19 protein-coding genes are annotated in these 20,650 nt (G+C 38.2%); 6 read left to right on the top strand and 13 right to left on the bottom strand.

The window, feature by feature from the left end:
• The first annotated feature begins 383 nt into the window (after nucleotides 1-383).
• Entirely contained in the window at nucleotides 384-2,021 is a 1,638-nt protein-coding gene (gene abc-f, locus QNH43_RS09685) for a ribosomal protection-like ABC-F family protein (protein ID WP_283917649.1), read from the top strand.
• 420 nt (nucleotides 2,022-2,441) lie between these two features.
• Complete coding sequence (locus QNH43_RS09680; RefSeq protein WP_076368721.1) at nucleotides 2,442-3,275, top strand: DUF2935 domain-containing protein; 834 nt, start codon at nucleotides 2,442-2,444, stop codon at nucleotides 3,273-3,275.
• A 115-nt stretch (nucleotides 3,276-3,390) separates the two neighbouring features.
• Here QNH43_RS09680 and QNH43_RS09675 read toward each other — a convergent pair whose 3' ends face one another.
• Nucleotides 3,391-3,741 (bottom strand): hypothetical protein, encoded by a 351-nt coding sequence (locus tag QNH43_RS09675; protein WP_283917648.1) that lies wholly within the window; start codon nucleotides 3,739-3,741, stop codon nucleotides 3,391-3,393.
• 344 nt (nucleotides 3,742-4,085) lie between these two features.
• Here QNH43_RS09675 and QNH43_RS09670 point away from each other — a divergent pair, with 344 nt between their 5' ends.
• Complete coding sequence (locus tag QNH43_RS09670; RefSeq protein WP_283917647.1) at nucleotides 4,086-4,553, top strand: DUF2306 domain-containing protein; 468 nt, start codon at nucleotides 4,086-4,088, stop codon at nucleotides 4,551-4,553.
• 278 nt (nucleotides 4,554-4,831) lie between these two features.
• On the opposite strand, the gene QNH43_RS09665 is transcribed toward QNH43_RS09670, so the two are convergent.
• The 6 genes from QNH43_RS09665 to QNH43_RS09640 all read right to left on the bottom strand — a co-directional run bounded on the left by QNH43_RS09665 (nucleotide 4,832) and on the right by QNH43_RS09640 (nucleotide 11,550).
• Complete coding sequence (locus tag QNH43_RS09665; RefSeq protein WP_283917646.1) at nucleotides 4,832-6,412, bottom strand: hydantoinase/oxoprolinase N-terminal domain-containing protein; 1,581 nt, start codon at nucleotides 6,410-6,412, stop codon at nucleotides 4,832-4,834.
• Nucleotides 6,412-7,506 (bottom strand): S-methyl thiohydantoin desulfurase family protein, encoded by a 1,095-nt coding sequence (locus QNH43_RS09660; protein ID WP_283917645.1) that lies wholly within the window; start codon nucleotides 7,504-7,506, stop codon nucleotides 6,412-6,414. The genes QNH43_RS09665 and QNH43_RS09660 overlap by 1 nt, the downstream gene beginning before the upstream one ends.
• A gap of 27 nt (nucleotides 7,507-7,533) precedes the next feature.
• The gene (locus tag QNH43_RS09655) at nucleotides 7,534-8,853 is read right to left on the bottom strand and encodes a purine-cytosine permease family protein (protein WP_283917644.1); all 1,320 of its coding nucleotides are present in this window, start codon (nucleotides 8,851-8,853) and stop codon (nucleotides 7,534-7,536) included.
• Between the two features lie 149 nt (nucleotides 8,854-9,002).
• Nucleotides 9,003-9,710: an aspartate/glutamate racemase family protein gene (locus QNH43_RS09650; RefSeq protein WP_283917643.1), complete on the bottom strand. Its 708-nt coding sequence runs from the start codon at nucleotides 9,708-9,710 to the stop codon at nucleotides 9,003-9,005.
• Nucleotides 9,711-9,834: 124 nt separating this feature from the next.
• Nucleotides 9,835-10,431, bottom strand: a complete 597-nt coding sequence (locus tag QNH43_RS09645) for a TetR/AcrR family transcriptional regulator (RefSeq protein ID WP_283917642.1) — start codon at nucleotides 10,429-10,431, stop codon at nucleotides 9,835-9,837.
• A gap of 309 nt (nucleotides 10,432-10,740) precedes the next feature.
• A complete protein-coding gene (locus QNH43_RS09640; protein WP_283917641.1) occupies nucleotides 10,741-11,550 on the bottom strand; it encodes a nitrilase-related carbon-nitrogen hydrolase in 810 nt (269 codons plus the stop codon).
• Nucleotides 11,551-11,766: 216 nt separating this feature from the next.
• Here QNH43_RS09640 and QNH43_RS09635 point away from each other — a divergent pair, with 216 nt between their 5' ends.
• Nucleotides 11,767-13,170, top strand: a complete 1,404-nt coding sequence (locus QNH43_RS09635; RefSeq protein WP_283917640.1) for an amino acid permease — start codon at nucleotides 11,767-11,769, stop codon at nucleotides 13,168-13,170.
• 74 nt (nucleotides 13,171-13,244) lie between these two features.
• On the opposite strand, the gene QNH43_RS09630 is transcribed toward QNH43_RS09635, so the two are convergent.
• The 3 genes from QNH43_RS09630 to QNH43_RS09620 form a co-directional block, all read right to left on the bottom strand.
• A complete protein-coding gene (locus tag QNH43_RS09630) occupies nucleotides 13,245-14,105 on the bottom strand; it encodes a MurR/RpiR family transcriptional regulator (RefSeq protein ID WP_283917639.1) in 861 nt (286 codons plus the stop codon).
• Between the two features lie 206 nt (nucleotides 14,106-14,311).
• Nucleotides 14,312-15,685 carry an aspartate aminotransferase family protein gene (locus QNH43_RS09625; RefSeq protein ID WP_283917638.1) on the bottom strand — a complete coding sequence of 458 codons (1,374 nt, stop codon included), beginning with the start codon at nucleotides 15,683-15,685 and terminating at the stop codon, nucleotides 14,312-14,314.
• Between the two features lie 703 nt (nucleotides 15,686-16,388).
• Entirely contained in the window at nucleotides 16,389-16,595 is a 207-nt protein-coding gene (locus QNH43_RS09620) for a hypothetical protein (protein WP_076368693.1), read from the bottom strand.
• Between the two features lie 299 nt (nucleotides 16,596-16,894).
• On the opposite strand from QNH43_RS09620, the gene QNH43_RS09615 reads away from it, so the two are divergent.
• Both QNH43_RS09615 and QNH43_RS09610 read left to right on the top strand, forming a co-directional pair.
• The gene (locus QNH43_RS09615) at nucleotides 16,895-17,401 is read left to right on the top strand and encodes a DinB family protein (protein ID WP_283917637.1); all 507 of its coding nucleotides are present in this window, start codon (nucleotides 16,895-16,897) and stop codon (nucleotides 17,399-17,401) included.
• A gap of 42 nt (nucleotides 17,402-17,443) precedes the next feature.
• Nucleotides 17,444-17,608: a hypothetical protein gene (locus tag QNH43_RS09610; RefSeq protein WP_283917636.1), complete on the top strand. Its 165-nt coding sequence runs from the start codon at nucleotides 17,444-17,446 to the stop codon at nucleotides 17,606-17,608.
• 45 nt (nucleotides 17,609-17,653) lie between these two features.
• Here the strand turns inward: QNH43_RS09610 and QNH43_RS09605 are convergent, their stop codons facing one another.
• The 3 genes from QNH43_RS09605 to QNH43_RS09595 form a co-directional block, all read right to left on the bottom strand.
• Nucleotides 17,654-18,382, bottom strand: a complete 729-nt coding sequence (locus QNH43_RS09605) for a GntR family transcriptional regulator (RefSeq protein ID WP_076368691.1) — start codon at nucleotides 18,380-18,382, stop codon at nucleotides 17,654-17,656.
• A gap of 67 nt (nucleotides 18,383-18,449) precedes the next feature.
• Complete coding sequence (gene frlD / locus QNH43_RS09600; protein WP_283917635.1) at nucleotides 18,450-19,232, bottom strand: fructoselysine 6-kinase; 783 nt, start codon at nucleotides 19,230-19,232, stop codon at nucleotides 18,450-18,452.
• A 386-nt stretch (nucleotides 19,233-19,618) separates the two neighbouring features.
• Nucleotides 19,619-20,632 carry an SIS domain-containing protein gene (locus QNH43_RS09595; protein ID WP_283917634.1) on the bottom strand — a complete coding sequence of 338 codons (1,014 nt, stop codon included), beginning with the start codon at nucleotides 20,630-20,632 and terminating at the stop codon, nucleotides 19,619-19,621.
• Between the last annotated feature and the right edge of the window lie 18 nt (nucleotides 20,633-20,650).

Genomic DNA, 20,650 nt, shown 5'->3' with positions numbered 1-20,650 from the left:
CTATAACACATCATTTAGTAAAAATGCAGTCCTATTGCTTCACCTTATCATAAGATATTTGATGGAGTTAAAACAATAATAAATCTTTGAAATTGGATTGACATTATGCTGTTTCCTTTTGTTTTTAAAGATCATTTTATGCTATACTGATTTTATTACTATCAGAAGGGATGATGGGTGGCCGATGATTAACTAATCTTATTTTTTAAATTTGAAATCACATATTTCAAATCATACGAAATAGGATTAGTCTGCCCATTTTCTATAAATTACAGAGCTATACTCAAATAGCTCTTATTTGACAATGCACAGGTACGGCTAATCCTTCCATATGAATTGGGAGGATTTTTTTTATCCTCCCATTAAGGAGAGGGATGAATTATATGAAAGAATTATTAAAATTAACCAATATTAGCTATGAAGTAATGGACGTAAACATTTTTGAGAATGTAAATGCCAGTGTTCAACAAGGGGAAATCATCGGTATCATTGGCAAAAACGGTGCCGGTAAATCTACGATGTTGCAATTAATTAACCATGATTTAGAGCCTGTACGTGGACAATTCCAATGGCTGCAGCAAGACTTGAAAGTTTTTATGGTTGAACAAGAAGTCGTGTCGCATCCTTCCGAAGATAAGACCCCTTCCGAAGTTAAATTACTTGATAAAATGAATGTACCAGGCCATGAATTCCAGCAATTAAGCGGGGGAGAAAAACTGAAAGCCCGACTTGCAAAAGGACTTTCTATGGATGCAGACCTTTTACTATTAGATGAACCGACGAACCATCTTGATGAGGACAGCTTAGAATTCCTCAAGGGACAAATAAAAAATTATAGAGGTACCATCATTTTTGTTTCGCATGATCGTTATTTTTTGGATGCTGTTGCAACGAAAATTTGGTCGATTGAAGATAAAAAGCTAATTGAACACAGAGGGAATTATTCTAGTTATATGGAGGTTCGCAAACAAAAAAGACTTACACAACAACGTGAATATGAAAAACAGCAAAAAATGGTTGAACGGATTGAGGGACAAATGAATGAAATCACTTCTTGGTCAAAAAAAGCCCATTCCCAATCGACGAAAAAGGAAGGAGTTAAGGAATACTATCGCGTAAAAGCAAAACGAATGGATGCACAGGTAAAATCTAAACAAAAGCGTCTTGAAAAAGAGCTAGAAAAAGCAAAAGCTGAACCTGTTGAATCCGAATATAATGTACGTTTTTCAATTAAAGCAAAAAATAAGACGGGAAAACGTTTTTTGGAAGTTAAGAATTTGACTAAGGGTTTTAACGAGCGAACACTATTTAAAAACGTCAATTTCACGATTCAGCATGGTGAGAAGGTTTCCATAATAGGTCCCAATGGCAGCGGAAAGACGACATTACTAAAAATAATTCTTGGTCATGAAACTTTTGCGGGCAATGTTTGGATTTCACCATCTGCAAAAATTGGCTATTTGACGCAAGAGGTGTTTGATTTGCCACTTGAACTAACACCCTCCCAGCTATTTCATAAAGAATCTTTCGAGTCGAGAGGTAACGTTCAAACTTTAATGAAGCATTTAGGCTTCACGGCATCTCAATGGACAGAACCCATTAAAAATATGAGTATGGGTGAACGAGTGAAGTGTAAGTTAATGGTATATATCCTGGAAGAAAAAGATGTGCTTATTTTGGATGAGCCGACAAATCACTTGGACTTAGCTTCACGGGAACAACTTGAAGATACCTTAGCACAGTATACTGGAACGCTAATCGTCGTATCGCATGATCGATATTTTCTCGAAAAAACGACAAGCAGCAAACTCATCATTTCAAATCATCACATACAAAAACAATTGTATGAATCATCCTCCCAAAGAGATGATCTGGAAGAACTACGATTAACACTTGAAACAGAAAGACAAGAAGTTTTGGGAAAGCTTAGCTTTATGACTCCAAACGATAAAGCGTACACAGAACTCGACCAGAAATTTAACGAGCTTACGAAAAAAATAAATGAACTTAGTGACAAATGACGATCAATAGCAACCTAATGATACTGCTGGATTAAAATGTGAGATCCCTTAGGCAAAAGTCTAAGGGTTTTTATACAGAGCGGCTGCCGAAATTTTTTCTAGAAAATACATGGTATTCGATTCCCCCTTTGAATCTTTAATGTTACTTGCCTTTGGTGCCATCCTAGGTTCAAAATCCATTTTCCTTTCTCGCAAAAATGCAAATAATCACATATACGGCAAGAACATGGATGAATGGCATCCCCCTTCAAGAGATTACAATAAGAACTCATCATAAAAAACGCCAACAAGCACCGATTGGTTCGAGGCGCTAAAAGGATATATAATTAATTTTATCCATATTCAAATTGAGCAGAATACTAATGTCCCTTTGTTAATAAGATTCAATGATGGTTTTGTTTTAAAAAGGGGGCTTTAGTTATGAATGAGGACATACAGGAAGCTATGAGGAATAAATCAGGAATGTTTGTTGCACGCTCTTTGGATGAGATTCGTTTTTGGTCAAGAATAATGAAGGAACACTCGTTATTTTTAAGACTAGGTTTTAGATGTGAAGATACACAGCTAATTGAGGAGGCAAATCAGTTTTATCATTTATTTGAACGGATAGAACAGCAATCCCATTCATTAACAAATCAAACTGATCCAGAACAGATCAGGAGATTTAACTCGGAAGTGCAACAAGCCGCTACAGGAATATTTTTATTCAAAAGGAAGGTATTGGGGTTGATACTCACCTGTAAATTGCCTGGTGCAAACAATTTCCCGCTTTTAGTCGACCATACCAGCAGGGAAGCCAATTATTTCAGAAAACGATTAAAAGAATTAAATGAGGGCAAATTGAAACCACTTGCAGATGCCATCATCAAAGAAAATGTTTTCTTTTTAAGGATCATGGCGGATCATGCAAAATTCATCGGACACCTTCTTGATCCCTCGGAAAGAAAGCTGGTGGATATGGCGCGAGGATTTAGCAATGATTTTGATCAATTAGTCTTTCAAGCTGTGGACTTAGAGTCCATGAAACCGCAATCTCAAACCGCTCCTCTTTTGGATCAATTTCTAGATCAGAACCGAGTTTCCGTCGTATCACTTCGAGACTTTAAGAAAACCGCCAGAGATTTAATCGAAGAATGCAAAATCAAGAGCATTATCCATCCTTTATTGGCGGATCACGTTTTCCGTGAAGCTGAACGTTTTCTTGAAATCATCGATATGTTTGAATCCCACCTTACAGGTGAAACATATACTTAATTGAGATGAAGGATAAAAAAAATAATGGATTTAAAAAACTTGCTATGATGGATTAATAAATTCAAATAAAAATGGGCCCCTCTCGATTAAGAGAAGGGCTTTTATATGTAAAAGGTTAAGACAATGAGTTCACCAATGTTTTAAGTTTCACTTTATCAGAAACAGAAATCCATGGTAAATCCTGATTAACTTCATTAATACCAGGTTGGATAATGCGGCTATATAAAAGCTCACAAATACAATCATTTAATAACTGGATATCCTGGTCTGATATTTTCCGGTTATATGCTACATTAGCGGCTCCTGATTGTTTATTCATCCCCCCTATCAAGCCTCTTTGTTTTAATGAACTTCTGATCACTTCTCTAATAGCCTCTAGACTAGTCAACGGAAATACATCAAGGTGCTTAACGATCATTTTAAAAATATCATCTTTAGATAAGTCCTGTTCAATATGTTGTCGCAAATAATCCACCCCCATTCCCCAAAACATTCTTCAAATGAAACGAAAAATCCTCCTTTATCCTTAAAAAGGACCACGCATACTGCCTATTTGAGCGGGCACTGCCTTTGTACAAAAGATAAAAATTAACAAAAAAAACGGATTCACTGACGGCTTTCCGCAACAAAAACAGCGCCTGAACCCTTTTTGCAAAGGATGTTCCATTGTATTTTGAAACTCATCTTCCATAACTAAATTGATTTTGTTCTTTGCAAAATAACATTCATATTTTGGTAAATATTTGTATTATAATAAAATAAATATTTAATCTGTTACGTTATGATAATGATTATTTAACGAAAGGAAAGATGCTTATCTTTCAGATCATTCTATTCATTCATATTTTCGCTGGAGCAATATGTCTTGTTAGTGGAATAGGTGCTATGTCTTCAAATAAAAAAAGAGGTATGCATTCAATTTGTGGTGAAATATATCACAGTGCATATGTTGTACTCTTTGTCACATCCCTGACAATGGCAATATTGAATTGGGAAAGCAGCGCATATTTATTTTTCATTGGAATATTTTCATATTCTTTCGCATTTATAGGCTATCTTGCTGGTAAGAAGAAATGGAAAAACTGGATTGCATCCCATATTAGCGGGATGCTCGGTTCCTATATCGCCATTTGTACTGCCATTCTTGTAGTGAATGTACCCAATATAACTTTCTTGAATGAATGGAACCCATTAATTTTTTGGTTTCTTCCAAGCATTATAGGTTCACCGCTGATATTTTTGGTTGGACAGAAGTATAAAAAATCCAATTCAATCTAAATGCAGTCCAAAAAGCTCCTACAAATTTATTTAACAATTCCCGACACAAAAAAAGCCCCTCGATTAAGAGAGGGGCTTTTAACAATGGAGGAGTACCACTTAGGGGGTAGTACATTAATATAATTATCGCCAATCAAAAACATTTATATTCAATGTAATTCGGCAAACAAGTTAGTGTATAAGCTTATTTATCTGTGTTAGCATAGCGCCTTGCCTTTTCCACTTACTGAAAAAAGTAAAGCTCCCTCTGCACAGTAAAATTTACAAACCCCTGCCTGCTACACCAGTTCATTCATTTCAGTCTGGGCTAAATCACCAGCTGCTTTCACACGAATACGGGTTGCATTCCCAGGCATATACGCTAAAGGTACATCTTCTATATCAACAATAACAAGCGTTTCGGGATCGGCTCCGGCGCTGATCGCTTCTGACATCGCTATTTCCTTTGCCTGTTCCAATGCTGTTTCCCTTCCTATTTCAGCTAGTGCATATACTTTTTCAATCTGTCCGCTAACCTGTGAGATAGCCGACCCAATGGCATTTGCTACACCTGAATGTAACGGGCGTATGACTTCAGATGCACCTTTTAATTCCTCAGGTAAAAGGATGCTTCCACCTCCAACGAGAATGACAGGCACTGGTGCAGCACTTGTTTTCATCTTATCAATGGCTTCTTCGACCAGATTGACCATATTTAAATAGACTCTATTTAATAATTCCTTATCAAGGTGAGCCACTTTTGAAGCATCCCCAAGTTCCACCTTACCAAGAGCCACAGCAACATCAGTTGTCGTTAAAGTATCACCTCCGAAAATCAAGGATTTTTCTGGCAGTCGGTAACCGACACTATCGGGTCCAATTGTGAACTCTCCATTATCTTCTATGCGGATTATTGTCCCTCCGCCAAGTCCAATCGAAATTAAATCAGGCATCCGGAAGTTTGTTCTGGCTCCTCCAATCTCTACTGCCAAAGAAGATTCCCTTGGAAACGATTGAACTAGAACACCAATATCTGTTGTTGTCCCCCCAACATCAACAACGATTGCATCTGTTAACTCACTCAAATAGGATGCTCCCCTTAATGAGTTAGTCGGACCGCAAGCAACAGTGAAGATTGGGTATTTAACCGCATATTCAATTGACATTAATGTCCCATCGTTTTGGCAAAAGAATACTTTTGCCTCAATTCCTTCATTCTTCAGGGCATTGATGAATCCGTCAGCAGTCGTTTTAGCGACATTTACGACAGCAGCATTAAGAATCGTCGCATTTTCCCTTTCCAGTAAACCGACTGAACCAATTTCTGAAGATAAAGAAATTGAAATTTCTTCTCCCAGCACTTCTTTGAAAATTTCACTTGCTCTTTGTTCATGTGTTTGCGATACAGGTGAGAAGACAGATGTAATCGCGATGGAATCCACTTTCCCATTGATTTCTTCTGCAATTTCATACAAACGGGCTTCATCTAATTCAACAATCTCACGGCCATCATATTCATGTCCGCCGCGGATTAGGTATACGTATTTTCCGAGTACTGCGCAGAGGTCTTCAGGTACGCCAATCAGCGGTTTAACTGCTAAAGTAGCCGGTGCACCAATACGGATTGCTGCGATTTTGTTTAATCTCTTTCGTTCAACGATAGCATTTGTACAATGGGTCGTACCGAGCATTGCATACTTAATTTGCTCCACCGGAACCTTTGCATCATCGATTATTTTTCTCATTGCTGTATAGATGCCAATGAAAACATCCTCCGTTGTATGCGATTTCGTTTCCGAAATGACCTGATTATATTGATCTAAAAGCACTGCATCTGTATGGGTTCCCCCGACATCAATTCCTATTCGATAAACACCCATTATGCTATCCCTCCTTTTTTCACTAGTTCTTCAATAGGTACATAACCAACTTCATAGCCAAAGTATCTTGGGCCTACAGCTTCAATTCCCTTTTCCGTTCGCCACTTAGGATGGCATGGCATTCCGATCACCACGCATCTTGCTCCATATCTGATCCCTTCAGTAGTGATTGGCAAGCCTGTTTCTGCATCAAGCACCGCAATCAAATCTGGAGTGACACAAAGCAAGCGTTTCTCTGTCTGTGCAATTAAATGTTCATTTTGGAATCGCACCTCGAGTTTTTCTCCCTTATACTCATTGATTCCCTCGAATGTTGCCACACCTCTAGCAAATCCCGCCTCTGTCTTGCGGTTGATATCACTCACTTTTCCACGGAACAATTCAAACCCGTCCGCCTTATTCAACACTTCTTTTATTGGATCAACATTGTTTTGCTTTGCAAGCCTTATTGTCTTGCCGATTTGTTCTTCTAAACTTAGTATATTTCTAATTCCGCTTTCCTTTATATTCTTTCCTGTCATTGGATAGATGGCTGTCATGGTGGAACCGCCCATTTCAATCGTTGCGGCACGGGCAATCCTTTCCGTCCAAACATTGTTTATGGTTGAGAGCAGTGACGTATTGCCTTTCTCATCCGCAAGAACCATCGGAGTGGCTGCAATTCCATCCAAATAAAAAGTGACCATCTGCAATTCGGGGAATGCTCTTCCCATTCCATCAACATCCACTACAGGCAAGCCAAGTTTGGCAGCAAGTGCAAGTGGCACCATCGAATTCACTCCGCCTGCTTCAATCGGCATCGTTGCAAAAATCTTTTTTCCTAAATAAGCTTCGAGGTTTTTGAAAGCGGCTGTTGCCTCTTCACCACTTGGAGCTTTTTCCAACATTACCGTCGGTGCCCCCATCATCGCGGAAGGAACTACTAGTGCGTCATCAGGAACTTCATCCACATCCAACAATGTGATTTCCCCGTATTCTTCAATTGCCTGTAAAGCCATTAGTTTACCAATGTAAGGATCTCCTCCTCCACCCGTTCCGAGTAAAGCCGCACCTACTGCTATATCTTCAATTTCCTGTTTACCTAATCTCCTCATTTTCTCACAACCCCCGATTTTCAAAAATTATGATGCGATATGATCCCTATTCTCTTTTTTCCCTTTGATGGCTTTTGTGAATAACACACCTGCGTAATAGATAATGCCGCTTATTAGAAGGGAATTGATAGATGGTATGCCAACTGTAATGAAATAGCCACTTGCAAATCCTGCTGCCCAGGCAACTAATGTAACTGGATTCAATTTTTCAGGATCAGATGGCAATGTTCCTTTTTCCCTGCTTTCATCAAGGGCTTTTCGATACGTTCTAAGCACGAAGTAATCAACCACCATAATTCCGGCTATTGGAGGTATCATGATTCCAAGTAAAACAAGGAAGTCTACAAATCTATCGAGAATGCCCATAATGGAAAGCAAAGTGCCGATAGCACCAATTACAAGTGTAACGAGTCCTCGATTCATCTTGACCTTAAAAACAGAATCGAAAATATTAGTAAAGCCAAGAGAAGAGGAATATAAATTTACGTTATTAATTTTCACTGTGGAAAAAACGACAACTGCAGCGCCAAGCCAGCCAGACGTTTGTAGCATGATGCTGACGACATCGCTCGTTTTTGCTGCATGGGCCATTAACACAGCGATCATTCCCACCCCAAGTTCACCCACTAGCGTACCAATGGTAGTCATCCAAAAAACATCCTTACCATTTCGGGCAAACCGACTGAAGTCAGGTGTGATTACGGCACCAATAATGAATCCTCCAGCAACCATTGTTGCACCCACTCCCAGAGAAAGACTCTCTCCCGGAGGCGGCGTTCCCATTAAACTGAAAATGGAATGATCACTAAGAACTTGATAGATGCCAATCCCTACCACCAATAGAAAGGCAGGAACGGTAATTTTGGCTGTCATGCTCAATAGCTTGAAACCAAATATAACCAGCACCGTTACACCTAATCCGGTAATGGCAGCTGCAATTGGGAGGGTCAATTTACCGTCGGTGGCTTCGACCAATCCATTAGCAAAAACAGTGTTCTGTACTACAAACCAGCCAATTGTACAAAAAGCAATGACCGCGCCAATGATACTCGAACCATACCTGCCGAATCCTGTCCAACGCGACAATAAACTAGTTGAAAGCCCTTCACGTGCACCGGCATAACCGATTAGAAAACTTATAACTTGTAAAATGACACTTCCAAACATCATGGCCCAAAACGCCTGCCAAAAAGTCATTCCGTATCCTAACGCCGCTCCTAGCATAAATTGAGAAAGTGTAGCCAGGGCACCGACTCTGACAATCATGATATCCCACATTGGCAATCTCGCATTTTGTGGAACTCTCGATAGAGAGTAATCGTCTCCCAACTTTGTACGATCTTCCATAAACTCACCCCCTATGAATTACTCCTCAGCTTTATCGATCAACTTGGAGATTTCCCTGCCTTTTTCAAGCTATATTGAATCTTAAATATCCTGAATATTCCGTTAATTCACTTTACAAGATTCGGTGTTTTCGTTTTCTTCAAAAAAGTTTATGAACTTTTTGTTCTCTGTTTAGAAGGTGGAGTCATGTAGGTCAAGCGGCTTTGTTTAACCCCCATAGCAATTAAAATTTCAAGCATCTTTGTAGCTGCAAATGCGGGATCAATAACCGGAACATCATAACCATTTTGCGATAATCGTTCCTGAAGCTCCGCTGCAACACCCATAAAGCCTGTACACCCTAACACTAAAGCATGGGCATTGTCATGTTCAATCGCCTTTATCATTTCTTCAAACAACGCACTTTTTAACTTTTCCTTGTCTTGAACTTCCAGAACAGGAATATTCACATATCTAATGGAGGCGACATTCCCATCCACACCTAGAGTTTTACTTATATTTTCAATCATGGGCACAACATTGGGCAGCACCGTTACAATCGAAAAGGATTTTGCCAGTGAGCTCGCAACAAGCATGGAGGACTCACACGGCCCAACAACGGGAATATCCAATATTTCTCTTGCAGGCTTCACACCCGGATCTCCAAAACAATCACTGATTACACCCTGATACCCCTCTTCTTCAGCCTGCTTTGCTTTTTCCAGGAAATTAGGTATACATAGTGCTTCATCATATTCGCTTTCAATTGATTCAGGTCCATAATCAAGGTTGCAAACTCCTACTTCAGTGCTTTCAGAAACATAAGATTTAATCTCTTTTCTAATTTCTTCATTAAAAATATCCGATATAACTGGCATGATCACTTTAATTTTTATTGGAATACACTCCTTTGTTTTTAATAGACATGCTGAACCATTTTCCTTGTCATGATTTTATTATTTATATCACCCCCTTTTAGCAACTAATCCATTCCTGCCATAATTATGACTTCACATATTTCCTTTCTATATCACTAAACATGGAGCTGATGAAACGATCTGCAATATGAACTTGTTCCATTAAATCTTGTCCCTCATACAAGTTAATACCCCAGAATAATCCATTCCCGAGTAAAACAAATTGCTTAATGATTTGGTCCACTTCGTCTGCAGAAATGCTCGGATACCTCTGCCTCAATAGATCCTCAAGTGAACTGGCCATCCAATCATTAAAATGCAACAAATACTTTTGTAAATATAGTTTGATTTCCGGAATGGGTGACGTAACTAACGATATATACGCCATAGTCCCTCGCTCATCATTTTTGTGATACTTAACGATCCCATGAAGCATTTCGCTAAAAATCCGATCAACTGATCGTGAACTTGTTTTAGCTAAAATTCGTTTCATTTCGGCTAAATGGTTATCAAGTAAATGTTGAAAAGCGGCGATAAATAATTCCTCTTTGTTTTTATAAAAAAAATAAATGGATGCTGGTTTTATTCCCACTTCATCCGCGATTTTCTTCATGGTAGCTCCTTGATATCCATGTAGTGAATAATGCAAAAGGGCTGCATCTATCAATTCTTGCTTTTTCAATTCATCCCCACCTAACGTTTGTTAGGTAAATTATAAAGTGTATATTTCAGAAAAACAATAATTTTCTGAAATTTTTCCCCGATTAATAATTATCATTGTGATAACTGTAGTTGTACAGGGATCAATACATTGACCTTTGGCATGATAATTCGAAAAAGCCGATTCATGGTTCAAAAATTATTTTGCTTATAATTCCTAATAAAACAAAAAATCCATTAATCATTTAATAATGAAAAATGGATTTTAATAAACTTTTATAAGATTTTAGTTATAGACCCACGTGATTCGTTTAATGAATTTTGAAAAAATCTATTTTTCCAATGCAAATAACAACTCATTCGGCCACAATTTCTTGTCTAAATCATCCAGATAAGGAACTTCATTTCGCACCTCGGATATAATTGAAAAATCCACATCATGAATTAGAATACTCTGCTCTGATCTTGAAGCTTCACATAGGACCTCACCGGTCGGAGCGACAAGTTTACTCTTTCCGCAACTTCCCTCATTAACCGTGTTTACTCCAAGAATATAAACCGTATTATCGAGTGCACGTGCCGGAAGTTGAATATCCCATCTTGTTTCAGCTCCGTAACTCCACACTGAAGGAACAATAATAAGTTCTGCACCTTGAAGAGCTAGAATCCGGCTTGGTTCAGGAAATTCAATATCTGCACAAATAAGAACACCTATTTTCCCTTTCGATGTTTCTATTGCATTATAGGCTTTCTCACCAGGAGTAAATATATCCTTCTCTCTTCCCCATAAAAATGATTTTCGATAAGTGGCAATGACTTCCCCTGTTGACTCAATTACAGCTAAGGATATGTAAAGGTTTCCATTTTCTCCCTCTACAAAAGGGACGATGAGTATTACTTTTAACTCTTTAGCGAGCTTTTGAAATAATGTAACAGTTTCTCCAGTCGGAACCTCTTGCAACGATTCGAATTGCTCCTTCGATAAATAGTAGCCACTCACCCAAAGTTCAGGTAATACGATTAATTCAGCTCCCTGTTTAGCCGACTCTTCAACCATTTCTATACAATTTTTAATATTTTTATCCCTTTCACCAGGGATAGCTTGTAATTGAACTGCAGCAACCTTAATCAACAAAAGCACATCCTTTTCTGCAAATGAAAATTATCAGATTTTTTAGAAATCTGTGTTTAATTTAATAATATTTTATTTCATTTAATTAAGCAATGATTATTTCTTTTTGTATATAATTTTGAATTTTTTATTTCAAAAAATCTAAAAATTGTGTAAACTATAATCAATCCAGTTTCGGTAGGGTAATTGTAAGCTTTTACACAACATTTTTCGGGGAGGTCTTACATGAAAAAACAACAGAATGATTTAGAACAATCACTCAGTTCTCGTCACATGTCAATGATTGCAATCGGAGGCGTCATTGGTGCAGGTCTTTTTGTAGGTAGTGGCGCTGCCATACATAAGGTCGGGCCTGGCATCTTGGTCTCTTATGTAATTGCCGGTGTATTAGTGTTCTTGATTATGAAGAGCCTTGGTGAAATGGCCACTTCCAATCCATCAAGTGGTTCATTTTCAGAATATGCCCGGGACGCAATTGGCCCTTGGGCAGGTACTACGGTTGGGTGGCTTTATTGGTTTCAATGGGTTGTCGTTATTGCCATTGAAGCCATTGCAGGTGCAGCCATCATCAATATGTGGTACCCAGGTATTCCTTTATGGTTTCTTGCTTTGGCCTTGACAATCGCTTTGACTTTAACAAATATCTATTCAGTGAAATCCTTTGGAGAATTTGAATATTGGTTTGCCATGATTAAAGTAGCGAGCATCATCGCCTTTTTAATTTTAGGAGTATCTTATATATTCGGATTTTCAGGAGAATCGACGGTTGGAATATCTAACCTTGTACAAAACGGGGGTTTTTTCCCTAATGGTGTAAGTTCCGTCTTCGTTGGAGTCATCACTGTATTTTTCTCTTTTGCCGGTACAGAAGTAGCGACCATTGCAGCAGCTGAATCAAAGGATCCTGTTAAGTCCGTCTCTAAAGCCATTAATAGTACAATTTGGCGTGTCTTGATCTTTTATGTAGGATCAATAGCCGTAGTTGTGACATTACTTCCATGGAATTCTGCCAATGTATTACAAAGTCCATTTGTTGCCGTTTTAGAAAACCTAGGCATTCCTTTTGCAGCTCACCTCATGAATTTCATCGTACTAACTGCTGTTTTATCATGTCTAAATGCTGGATTGTATACAACATCCCGAATGCTTTTCTCTTTAGCAAAAAAAGGGGATGCCCCACAATATTTTAGTAAGTTGAATAAAAATGGCGTACCTGCCAGAGCTGTTTTTGCAGCTACCATATTTTCTTATATTGCTGTAGTGATGAGTTATGTTTCGCCTGAATTGGTTTTTCTCTTTCTGGTTAACTCTTCAGGAGCGATTATCTTGCTAGTTTATTTGGTTATTTCCATTTCTCAGTTAAGGATGAGAAATAGATTGGAAAAAGAGAATCCTGATGCTCTGAAAGTGAAGATGTGGTTGTTCCCATATTTGACATATGCGACGATCCTGGGGATTTCCATCATTTTAATTTCCATGGCTTTTATCGATTCTACAAGAAGCCAACTATATTCAACACTATTACTAACCGGGGTAATCATTGTGTTGACTCATTTTTTCGGAAAAAAGGAAATCAGTAGCGCAGACGAGAAAAGTAAACGATCCAGTAATTTGCCTCCATTGAAATAAGCTATGGCGGAATATCATTATGTGATAAATTAAATAGCCTTACTCTTCCACATTGGAAGAGTAAGGCTTTTTTTCTATTGCATTTTCTTTCTTTGAAAAACATCAAAATGACTCCAGATGTCTTCCAAAACTTCTAATCGATCGTGTATATCTTCCTGCTTCTCTTTTCCGACAAACATGATCAAAGCATTAATCAAGCTTAATGGTGCAACGAAAGAGTCAATGAAGCTGGGCATCTGACTGGATGCTGTCAACGGAATGTCCGCATGAGGAATAAGCGGTGAGAGTAAATTATCAGTAATGGCAATTGTTGTCGCATTTTTTTCCTTTGCAAACGAAAACATTTGAATTGTGCTTTTCGTATATCGTGCAAAACTGACGCCAATCACTACATCTTTTTCACCTAAATTATATAACTTTTCCGATGAATTCTCCAATGACTGCAGAAGTTCCACATTATTTAAAACAATTTGAAGATAATATTCCAAAAACACGCCTAGGGAAGTGGCACTGCGGTTTGCGATAACATATACTCGTCTCGCTTGTAATAAGCATTTCACTGCTTCATGGAATGCATCTTCATCCAATTTCTCCATAGTGGATTTTATGTTTGCGATGTCATCTTGGAAAACTTCGTATACCCCTGAAGACTCTTTATTGTATACTTTTTGTGACATCTTCAGTCGTTCTGTCGTTGTCAGCTGCTGCTTAACGGAATTCTGCATATACTGCTGCATCTCTGGATAGCCTGAATAGCCAAGCGAGGTTGCAAACCGTACAACAGTGGCATCACTGACGCCTGCCATTTTTGCTAATTTCCCAACTGTAAAGAAAGGAACGGTCGTTTGATTCTCTAAAATATATGTAGCTATTTTCACGTGGGACTTGCTCATTTCCCCTATTTGTCCAGCGATGTTTTGATAGACGTTTGACATTAAAAAGAGCGCCCCTTTAATTATATTTATGTATTGTAGGAGTATCTAGTTCCTTTTTGTGAAGGATTATAATTTAACAATAGGTTTTTTCATCCTTTTTTGTCAAGTTAATTGCAAGTGCCATGGTGGAATTAAAAAAGGCCAGATCAATTAAAATCGCTTTGATCGGGCCTTTTGCTTTCCATCTGACACTCAGTTAAGCTGAATTATTTCAGGATCCGCCCAATGGCTTCGTCATGCGCTTCCACAGTTCGAAGAATATCTTCCTCCGTGTGTACAACAGACATCGAATAACGATTTAGCGGCTTTGTATAAATACCTAATTTTAATAACTCATAGTCAATCTCTTTTCTTAACTTCGTATTTGCCCTGCCCATATCACGATAATTTTTAATCGGGCCTTCGGCTAAGATAATGTTAAAGATACTGCCCATACCGACTGTTTGCATGTTTAAGCCGTGTTTTTTATACACATTCTCAAGTTCCTTACGTAAAGATTGCGTCTTAGCAAACAAATCTTCCATTGTTCCTTCTTGTTCCAATAAGTCAATAGTTGCTAAACCGGCAGCCAATATGGTCGGATGACCATTGTATGTTCCACTATGATATAACGGATTTTGTTTATCTGCATTATCTGCTCCAGCTGTTAAAATATCTCGTCCGCCTCTAGCAGAGGTAATCATCATTATTTCTTTTTTACCTCCAATGGCCCCTACTGGGAATCCGCCGCCCAGAACTTTTCCTAAGGTAGTGATATCCGGTTTAATGCCATATACTTTTTGAGCTCCCCCAATTGATATCCTGAATCCTGTTTTTACTTCATCGAAAATAAGCACTATATTAAGTTCTTCTGTTATTCTACGAAGTCCTTCCATGAATTCTTGTTCAGCAGGTATGAACCCTCCTTGAATTGGCTCTAAAATAACACCTGCTAATTCATGTGCATGGGCACGTAAAATCTTCTCGGTAGATTCTAAATCATTGAATGGAAGAATGACGGTATTTTCAATATAGTAATCTGGTATTCCTCTTGATTCTCCTACCGCTTTAGGAGCTGTTGCGTTACCTGCCTGTTCCATATCAGGGTTAACACTCACTAATACTTGATCATATCCTCCATGATAATGTCCTTCAAACTTTGCCAATTTCGGTTTTCCGGTATAAGCCACCGCCGTACGAATTGCAAGAAGTGTAGCTTCTAAGCCCGAATTCGTATAACGTACCATTTCAATCCCAGGATATAACCCTACTAATTTTTCCGCCATTGTTGTTTCCATCTTGTGAGGCGTACCGAATATGGTAGTTCCAGACTCTAACATTTGTTTTGTCACAGCATCAAATACTTGTTGATGACCATGACCTGATATAAGAGCTCCATAACATAATAAATAATCGATATATTCATTGCCATCTACATCATATAACTTACTGCCTTTTCCTTTTTCCATCATTAAGGGATGTGGCGGAAAGTATTTAATATGTGCTGTGACACCGCCCGGAATCACTTCACAAGCTTTTTCAAATAAATCAGCTGATTTTTTCGTTTTTTCTGACAATGAATTCTTCTCGTGTAGTATCATAATTAATTTCCCCTTTTTATAGATTTCTTTCATGCGAAAGGATTGATAAATAATAGAAGATATTTTTTACAATTTAATCAAACTTCTATTAAATGCCAGGTCCAGCCCGACCATAAGAAGATAAAAGATGATAAGGCATACACTTTGAAATTGCTTCCACCAACCATCATTCCAAGCTTCTCATTCACCTCCGGTTGTACCCATAGTGAATTTTCTAATTATTAAAATAAACATTTCATTATAAAATATAATATGAAATAAATATTACAAAGTCAAGGTCAATAAGGAGGTTTTTTGTTCACAAATATAACTGCCAGCCCATTCGGATGAAGCGCTTCAACGACCATTCAAAAAATCAGAAACAATTTCTCTCAATAAATAAGCCTTAAACAATATTTCCGACGGATATCTGATTTTAATGAGTAAACGCCAATTAAGCGCTCCAAGAAAATGGAGCGCTTAATTGGCGTTATATATCATGCACTTCAATCATGTCTGTGTCCCCTGTCCTCTACCGGAGCAAGTCTATACCACCGTCTTTATTTTTAGAGATACATCAGGCGGTGCTCACTCAGATTCCTACAACATTTTAAACTAGTAAAGAAGAAAAATGAGACTGAAACTAGTTCTCTTTAAATATTTTCACTTTTATATTTTGATTTTCATTCTAATGAAGGAGAAAATTTTAGAATACTAACTGCACTTACATTGTTTCATAGTTTTTTATTTCAAATTCACTTAGTGGTCGATTAATCGACTTACTCAATTTACTAATAAGCTCTTGGTAATCCTTAGTATCATTTGGATCTATACCTTCCCTGACATTTAGTATCTCGTATCGGTCATACTGTTCTGGAATAAGTTTTCCGTCTACATGGATATAAAGCCTATATTTGATCCTCAGATTCATAAAAATACCATCTCCTTTACTATCATTTCGATATAAGGAGCTGTTTTCCTGCAAGAAAAAATACTCTAATGTGACCTCCACTAACTATTCATTTTTCTAATCAGAGTGATAAGTAGTCCGTATTATCTCAAAATCCTCTTTTTTATACATTGGAAACTCGCGATGAGCGGACGAACGGTTAGGGGGAATTGTTATATATAAGAGAACAGCATATTAATAATTATACATTCGTGTATTTTTTTGTTTTTACTGCATAAATTGTTGAATACGAAAAAACTAGTGTATATGGGGGTTTTTTAATGAATCATCCCGAGCCAGTATTAGAAATGTATAACTATCACTCGTGGGCAAACGGAGTCATCATCGATCGGTTAAATGAACTTCCGCAGCACATTTACCATAAGGAAATTCAGAGTGGTTTTTCGTCGGTTTCAAAAGTGTTGTCTCACATTTATCTCACAGATTATGCGTGGTTTGACATTATCTCGGGTAAAAGTATGGATGAAGCAATGGCATGTTCCAATCAATCAAGAGAAGAGGTTGAAAAGAAAAGTATTGAGGAAATGAAAAAAATATTTGTAGATTTATACGACAGAAACAAAGCAATACTGAGTACAGAGGATACGGATAAGGTAATTGTCGTGGATAACCCATATGCTGGGTTGCTTGAAACTTCCATTTCCGAATCGGTATTACACGTTGTCACTCACGGATCATATCATCGTGGCAATATTGCTACCATGTTGCGGCAAATGGGGCACACTTCCGTTATGCAAGATTTTGGCCTTTACCTTTATTCAAAATAGAAAACCAAACAATATCCGATTCCTGAATAAGGGGATGTATCAATGGACGAACTAGTTGGCACTTGTGTTCGCTGTGCACGTAAAGTATATTGTACTGCTGGATTTCTAAACGGTATTCTGTTAGATAACAAAAAAATCTTATGTATTAATTGTAATGATATTTTATATGCATTGATCAATGAAGAAGAATTGGATGATGAGAGTTGAAGGAGTAATACACAAAAATAGGTCATGCCAATAATTTGGCATGACCTATTTTGCCCGATGAACAGTCAGATTGACCTTGTTGGTTTCGCACATGAACGTTGAAAGATGCACAGGCCGGTCGTTTGCATCGAAGGCGGTCTTTAATATTCTAAATAAATTGGCGCCAATATCACATTCTAAAAATTTAGCATAGTTTTTTGTAGCACCAATCACGTCTATAATTTTATCGTTACTGACTATTTCTGTATGGTAATCTTCCATAAGGATTTTATAAGTTGATTCATCCCTTGCAATCTTCTTTTCTAAATCCGGAAAACGAATTAACGAATAATGAGCGGTATCGTAGAAAAGCGGACGATCATTCACATACATGAGTCTCTCAAGTTCGAGAACGGGGCTACCTTCTTCAATGAGGAGATGACCTGCAACATCTTTTGGCGCTGGTATGACCTCACTTCTTAAAATCCGGGAATTAGGTATCATCCCAAGCTGATGACTAAACTCCGAGAATCCACTTATCGATAACAATTCATTATGGAACTTATTAGATGCAACAAAGGTACCTCTGCGCGGAATACGTGTCAGCGTTCCTTCCTTCACCAATTCCTCTATTGCTTTTCGTATGGTAATGCGACTAACGCTATAAGTTTCACAAAGCTCCGCTTCGGTTGGGATCTGTTCATCTGGTTTATATTTACCGTTCTGAATATCATTCTTCAACATTTGCCTTATTTGCATATATAATGGCTGGGGGGTTGAAGGATTTAAATTCATATTATATTCATCCTTATCCGTCAAAATTTATTATTTACTATCTATTATACATTATATCCAGTCCCAGTCACCACGCACCGAAATATCTAATTGTTTTCGCAGCAGACTCTGTTCCCAATTCCAAGCAATTGCCGATAGATTTGCCATTCAATATTCCATAAATGAAACCAGAAATGAAGGAATCCCCCGCCCCCATAGTGTCCACCACTTTCGCTTCAACGACACCGCATTGATAAAATTGAATACCGTCATAAGCAAGTGAACCATTTTCACCTAAAGTGGCGACCGCAATTTTAGATCCTTGATTTTTTACATCCTCTAGAAATTGGCGGATAAAGGCATCATCCTTCGTATAAGAAAAAAAAGGATAATCAACAAACTGCGGCAAAGTCTTCACTAAATCGTGATCAAGCTGATCTGAGAAATCAAAAGACGTGAGCATTCCTTTTTCTTTAAAAAAGGAATAGTACTTATCCGCATGTCCCCAAATCCCTGAATGTATGAGCTGAAATGTTTGAATGTATTGGAGTTCTTCCGTCGTTAAACAGAAATGTTCCATGACACCTTCGTCGTATTCTCCAAACCTCCGGTCACTTCCTACCATTTCAACAAAAGTAACCGCTGTTTTTCCTTCTTTCCTCGAAAGATGAGTTATATCAACGCCTTTTCCCAGAATCGCTTGAACCATTTTTTCACTATATTGATCGGAACCCACCCAGCCAATATAAGCAGATTCAGCACCTAACCCTTTTAAATAGACAGCCACATTTAAAGGATTACCGCCAGGATAGACCTCCCCGCTCTTTTGATAGACATCCATACAGTTATCTCCGACTGAAACCGTTCTCATCATTTTCCCCCGCTTTCTTTGAACTTAAGAAATGAGCACTACTTAAGTAGTGCTCCATTTTGACGTCAAATGAATCCTTCATGTTTTTTTACTTGATTTTAAGAATGAAACGAAACACCCTCTGAATTGTAGAGATTTGCGACACTCCTGCCGAATAACTGGCTAGCCAAGACCACATTGGCTCATGCTTTGATGAGGCTTGGCAGACAGTCGGCGGAAAGGGGGCCTCCTTTGGCGCTCTGTGCGCCTGTGGGGTCTCCCTTGGGCACGTATTTCCCGCAGGAGTCTCGCACACCCGCTCCAATCAACTGGAATGTTTTTTTTGATCTGTTGGAACTTTTTTTAAGATACAGTCTGGAGCACTACTAAGTAATGCTCTACATATCTTAATATTCCATTTGTCGATAGTATCTTCTAAGTGTTAATGGATGATTTCTTTCACGCTCAAGGTAAACGCTGATTCGACTTAATACTGCCCAGTTAATACTAACAGAAAAGTGCTTTCTAAATTCTTCGCTGATGCCTTCCATATCAAAGTTTTTGGTATCAATAACCGTTATATTTTTTGAGATTTTTTCTACAAATCTCTCTACACGGTCCATCAGCGGTCTTGTTTCGTCTTCTCCCTTTAGTAAAATAACACTTGTATCTTCAACAACAAGTTCAAGCGTACCATGGAAAAACTCTGCCGCGTGGATGGATTTCGCTTGGATCCATTGCATTTCCTCTAAAATGCACATCGCATATGAATAAGTGTTTCCCCATAGGTTACCAGAACCGACCATCATGTGGTAATCCGTGTCTTTATGAGTAATGGCAAATTCCTCTGCTTTTTTATCAAAAGATTTAACGGCATCCAGAATTGCACGTGGAAGTAGAGAAACCTCCTTCGTGAATTGTTCATATTGTGGGAATTCATTATTGTTATACATGAAACGGAAGACGAACATGTACAAAAGCATAAAGAAAGTATCAAAAGAGTGCGTTTCAGAACCTGTCGTTATACAGTAATCCGCAATTTGTGTTAACGGGGTATTTGGCTCTGCAACTAAAGCGATTGTAGTAGCCCCTTTTGCTTTACAATACTCAGCCGCTGCAACTGTTTCTTGAGTTGTCCCAGATACAGATGTAAAAATACAGACTGAATCTTTGCTGAAATGCTTATGATTCATGACCATGAACTCAGCAGCAATTTCTGCATGGACATCAATGGTAGAATTTGATTTTAAAATGTATTCATATGGATACATCATGGCTATGGTGCCACCAGCCCCGATCAGGAAAATATTGCTGTAGCCCCTTTTTGTGATTCCATCTACGATTTCTTCAATCTGACCTCTAAAAGCAAGGCCCTCTTTTTCTACAAGATCAAGAAATAACCCCTCATCAAACTTTAGCATCAATATATTCCTCCCTGT

It is taken from the genome of Peribacillus simplex, assembly GCF_030123325.1.
GTDB lineage: Bacteria > Bacillota > Bacilli > Bacillales > DSM-1321 > Peribacillus > Peribacillus simplex_D.
The sequence above is the reverse complement of the archived record's forward strand: the minus strand, read 5'-3'. Positions and strand labels throughout refer to the sequence as shown.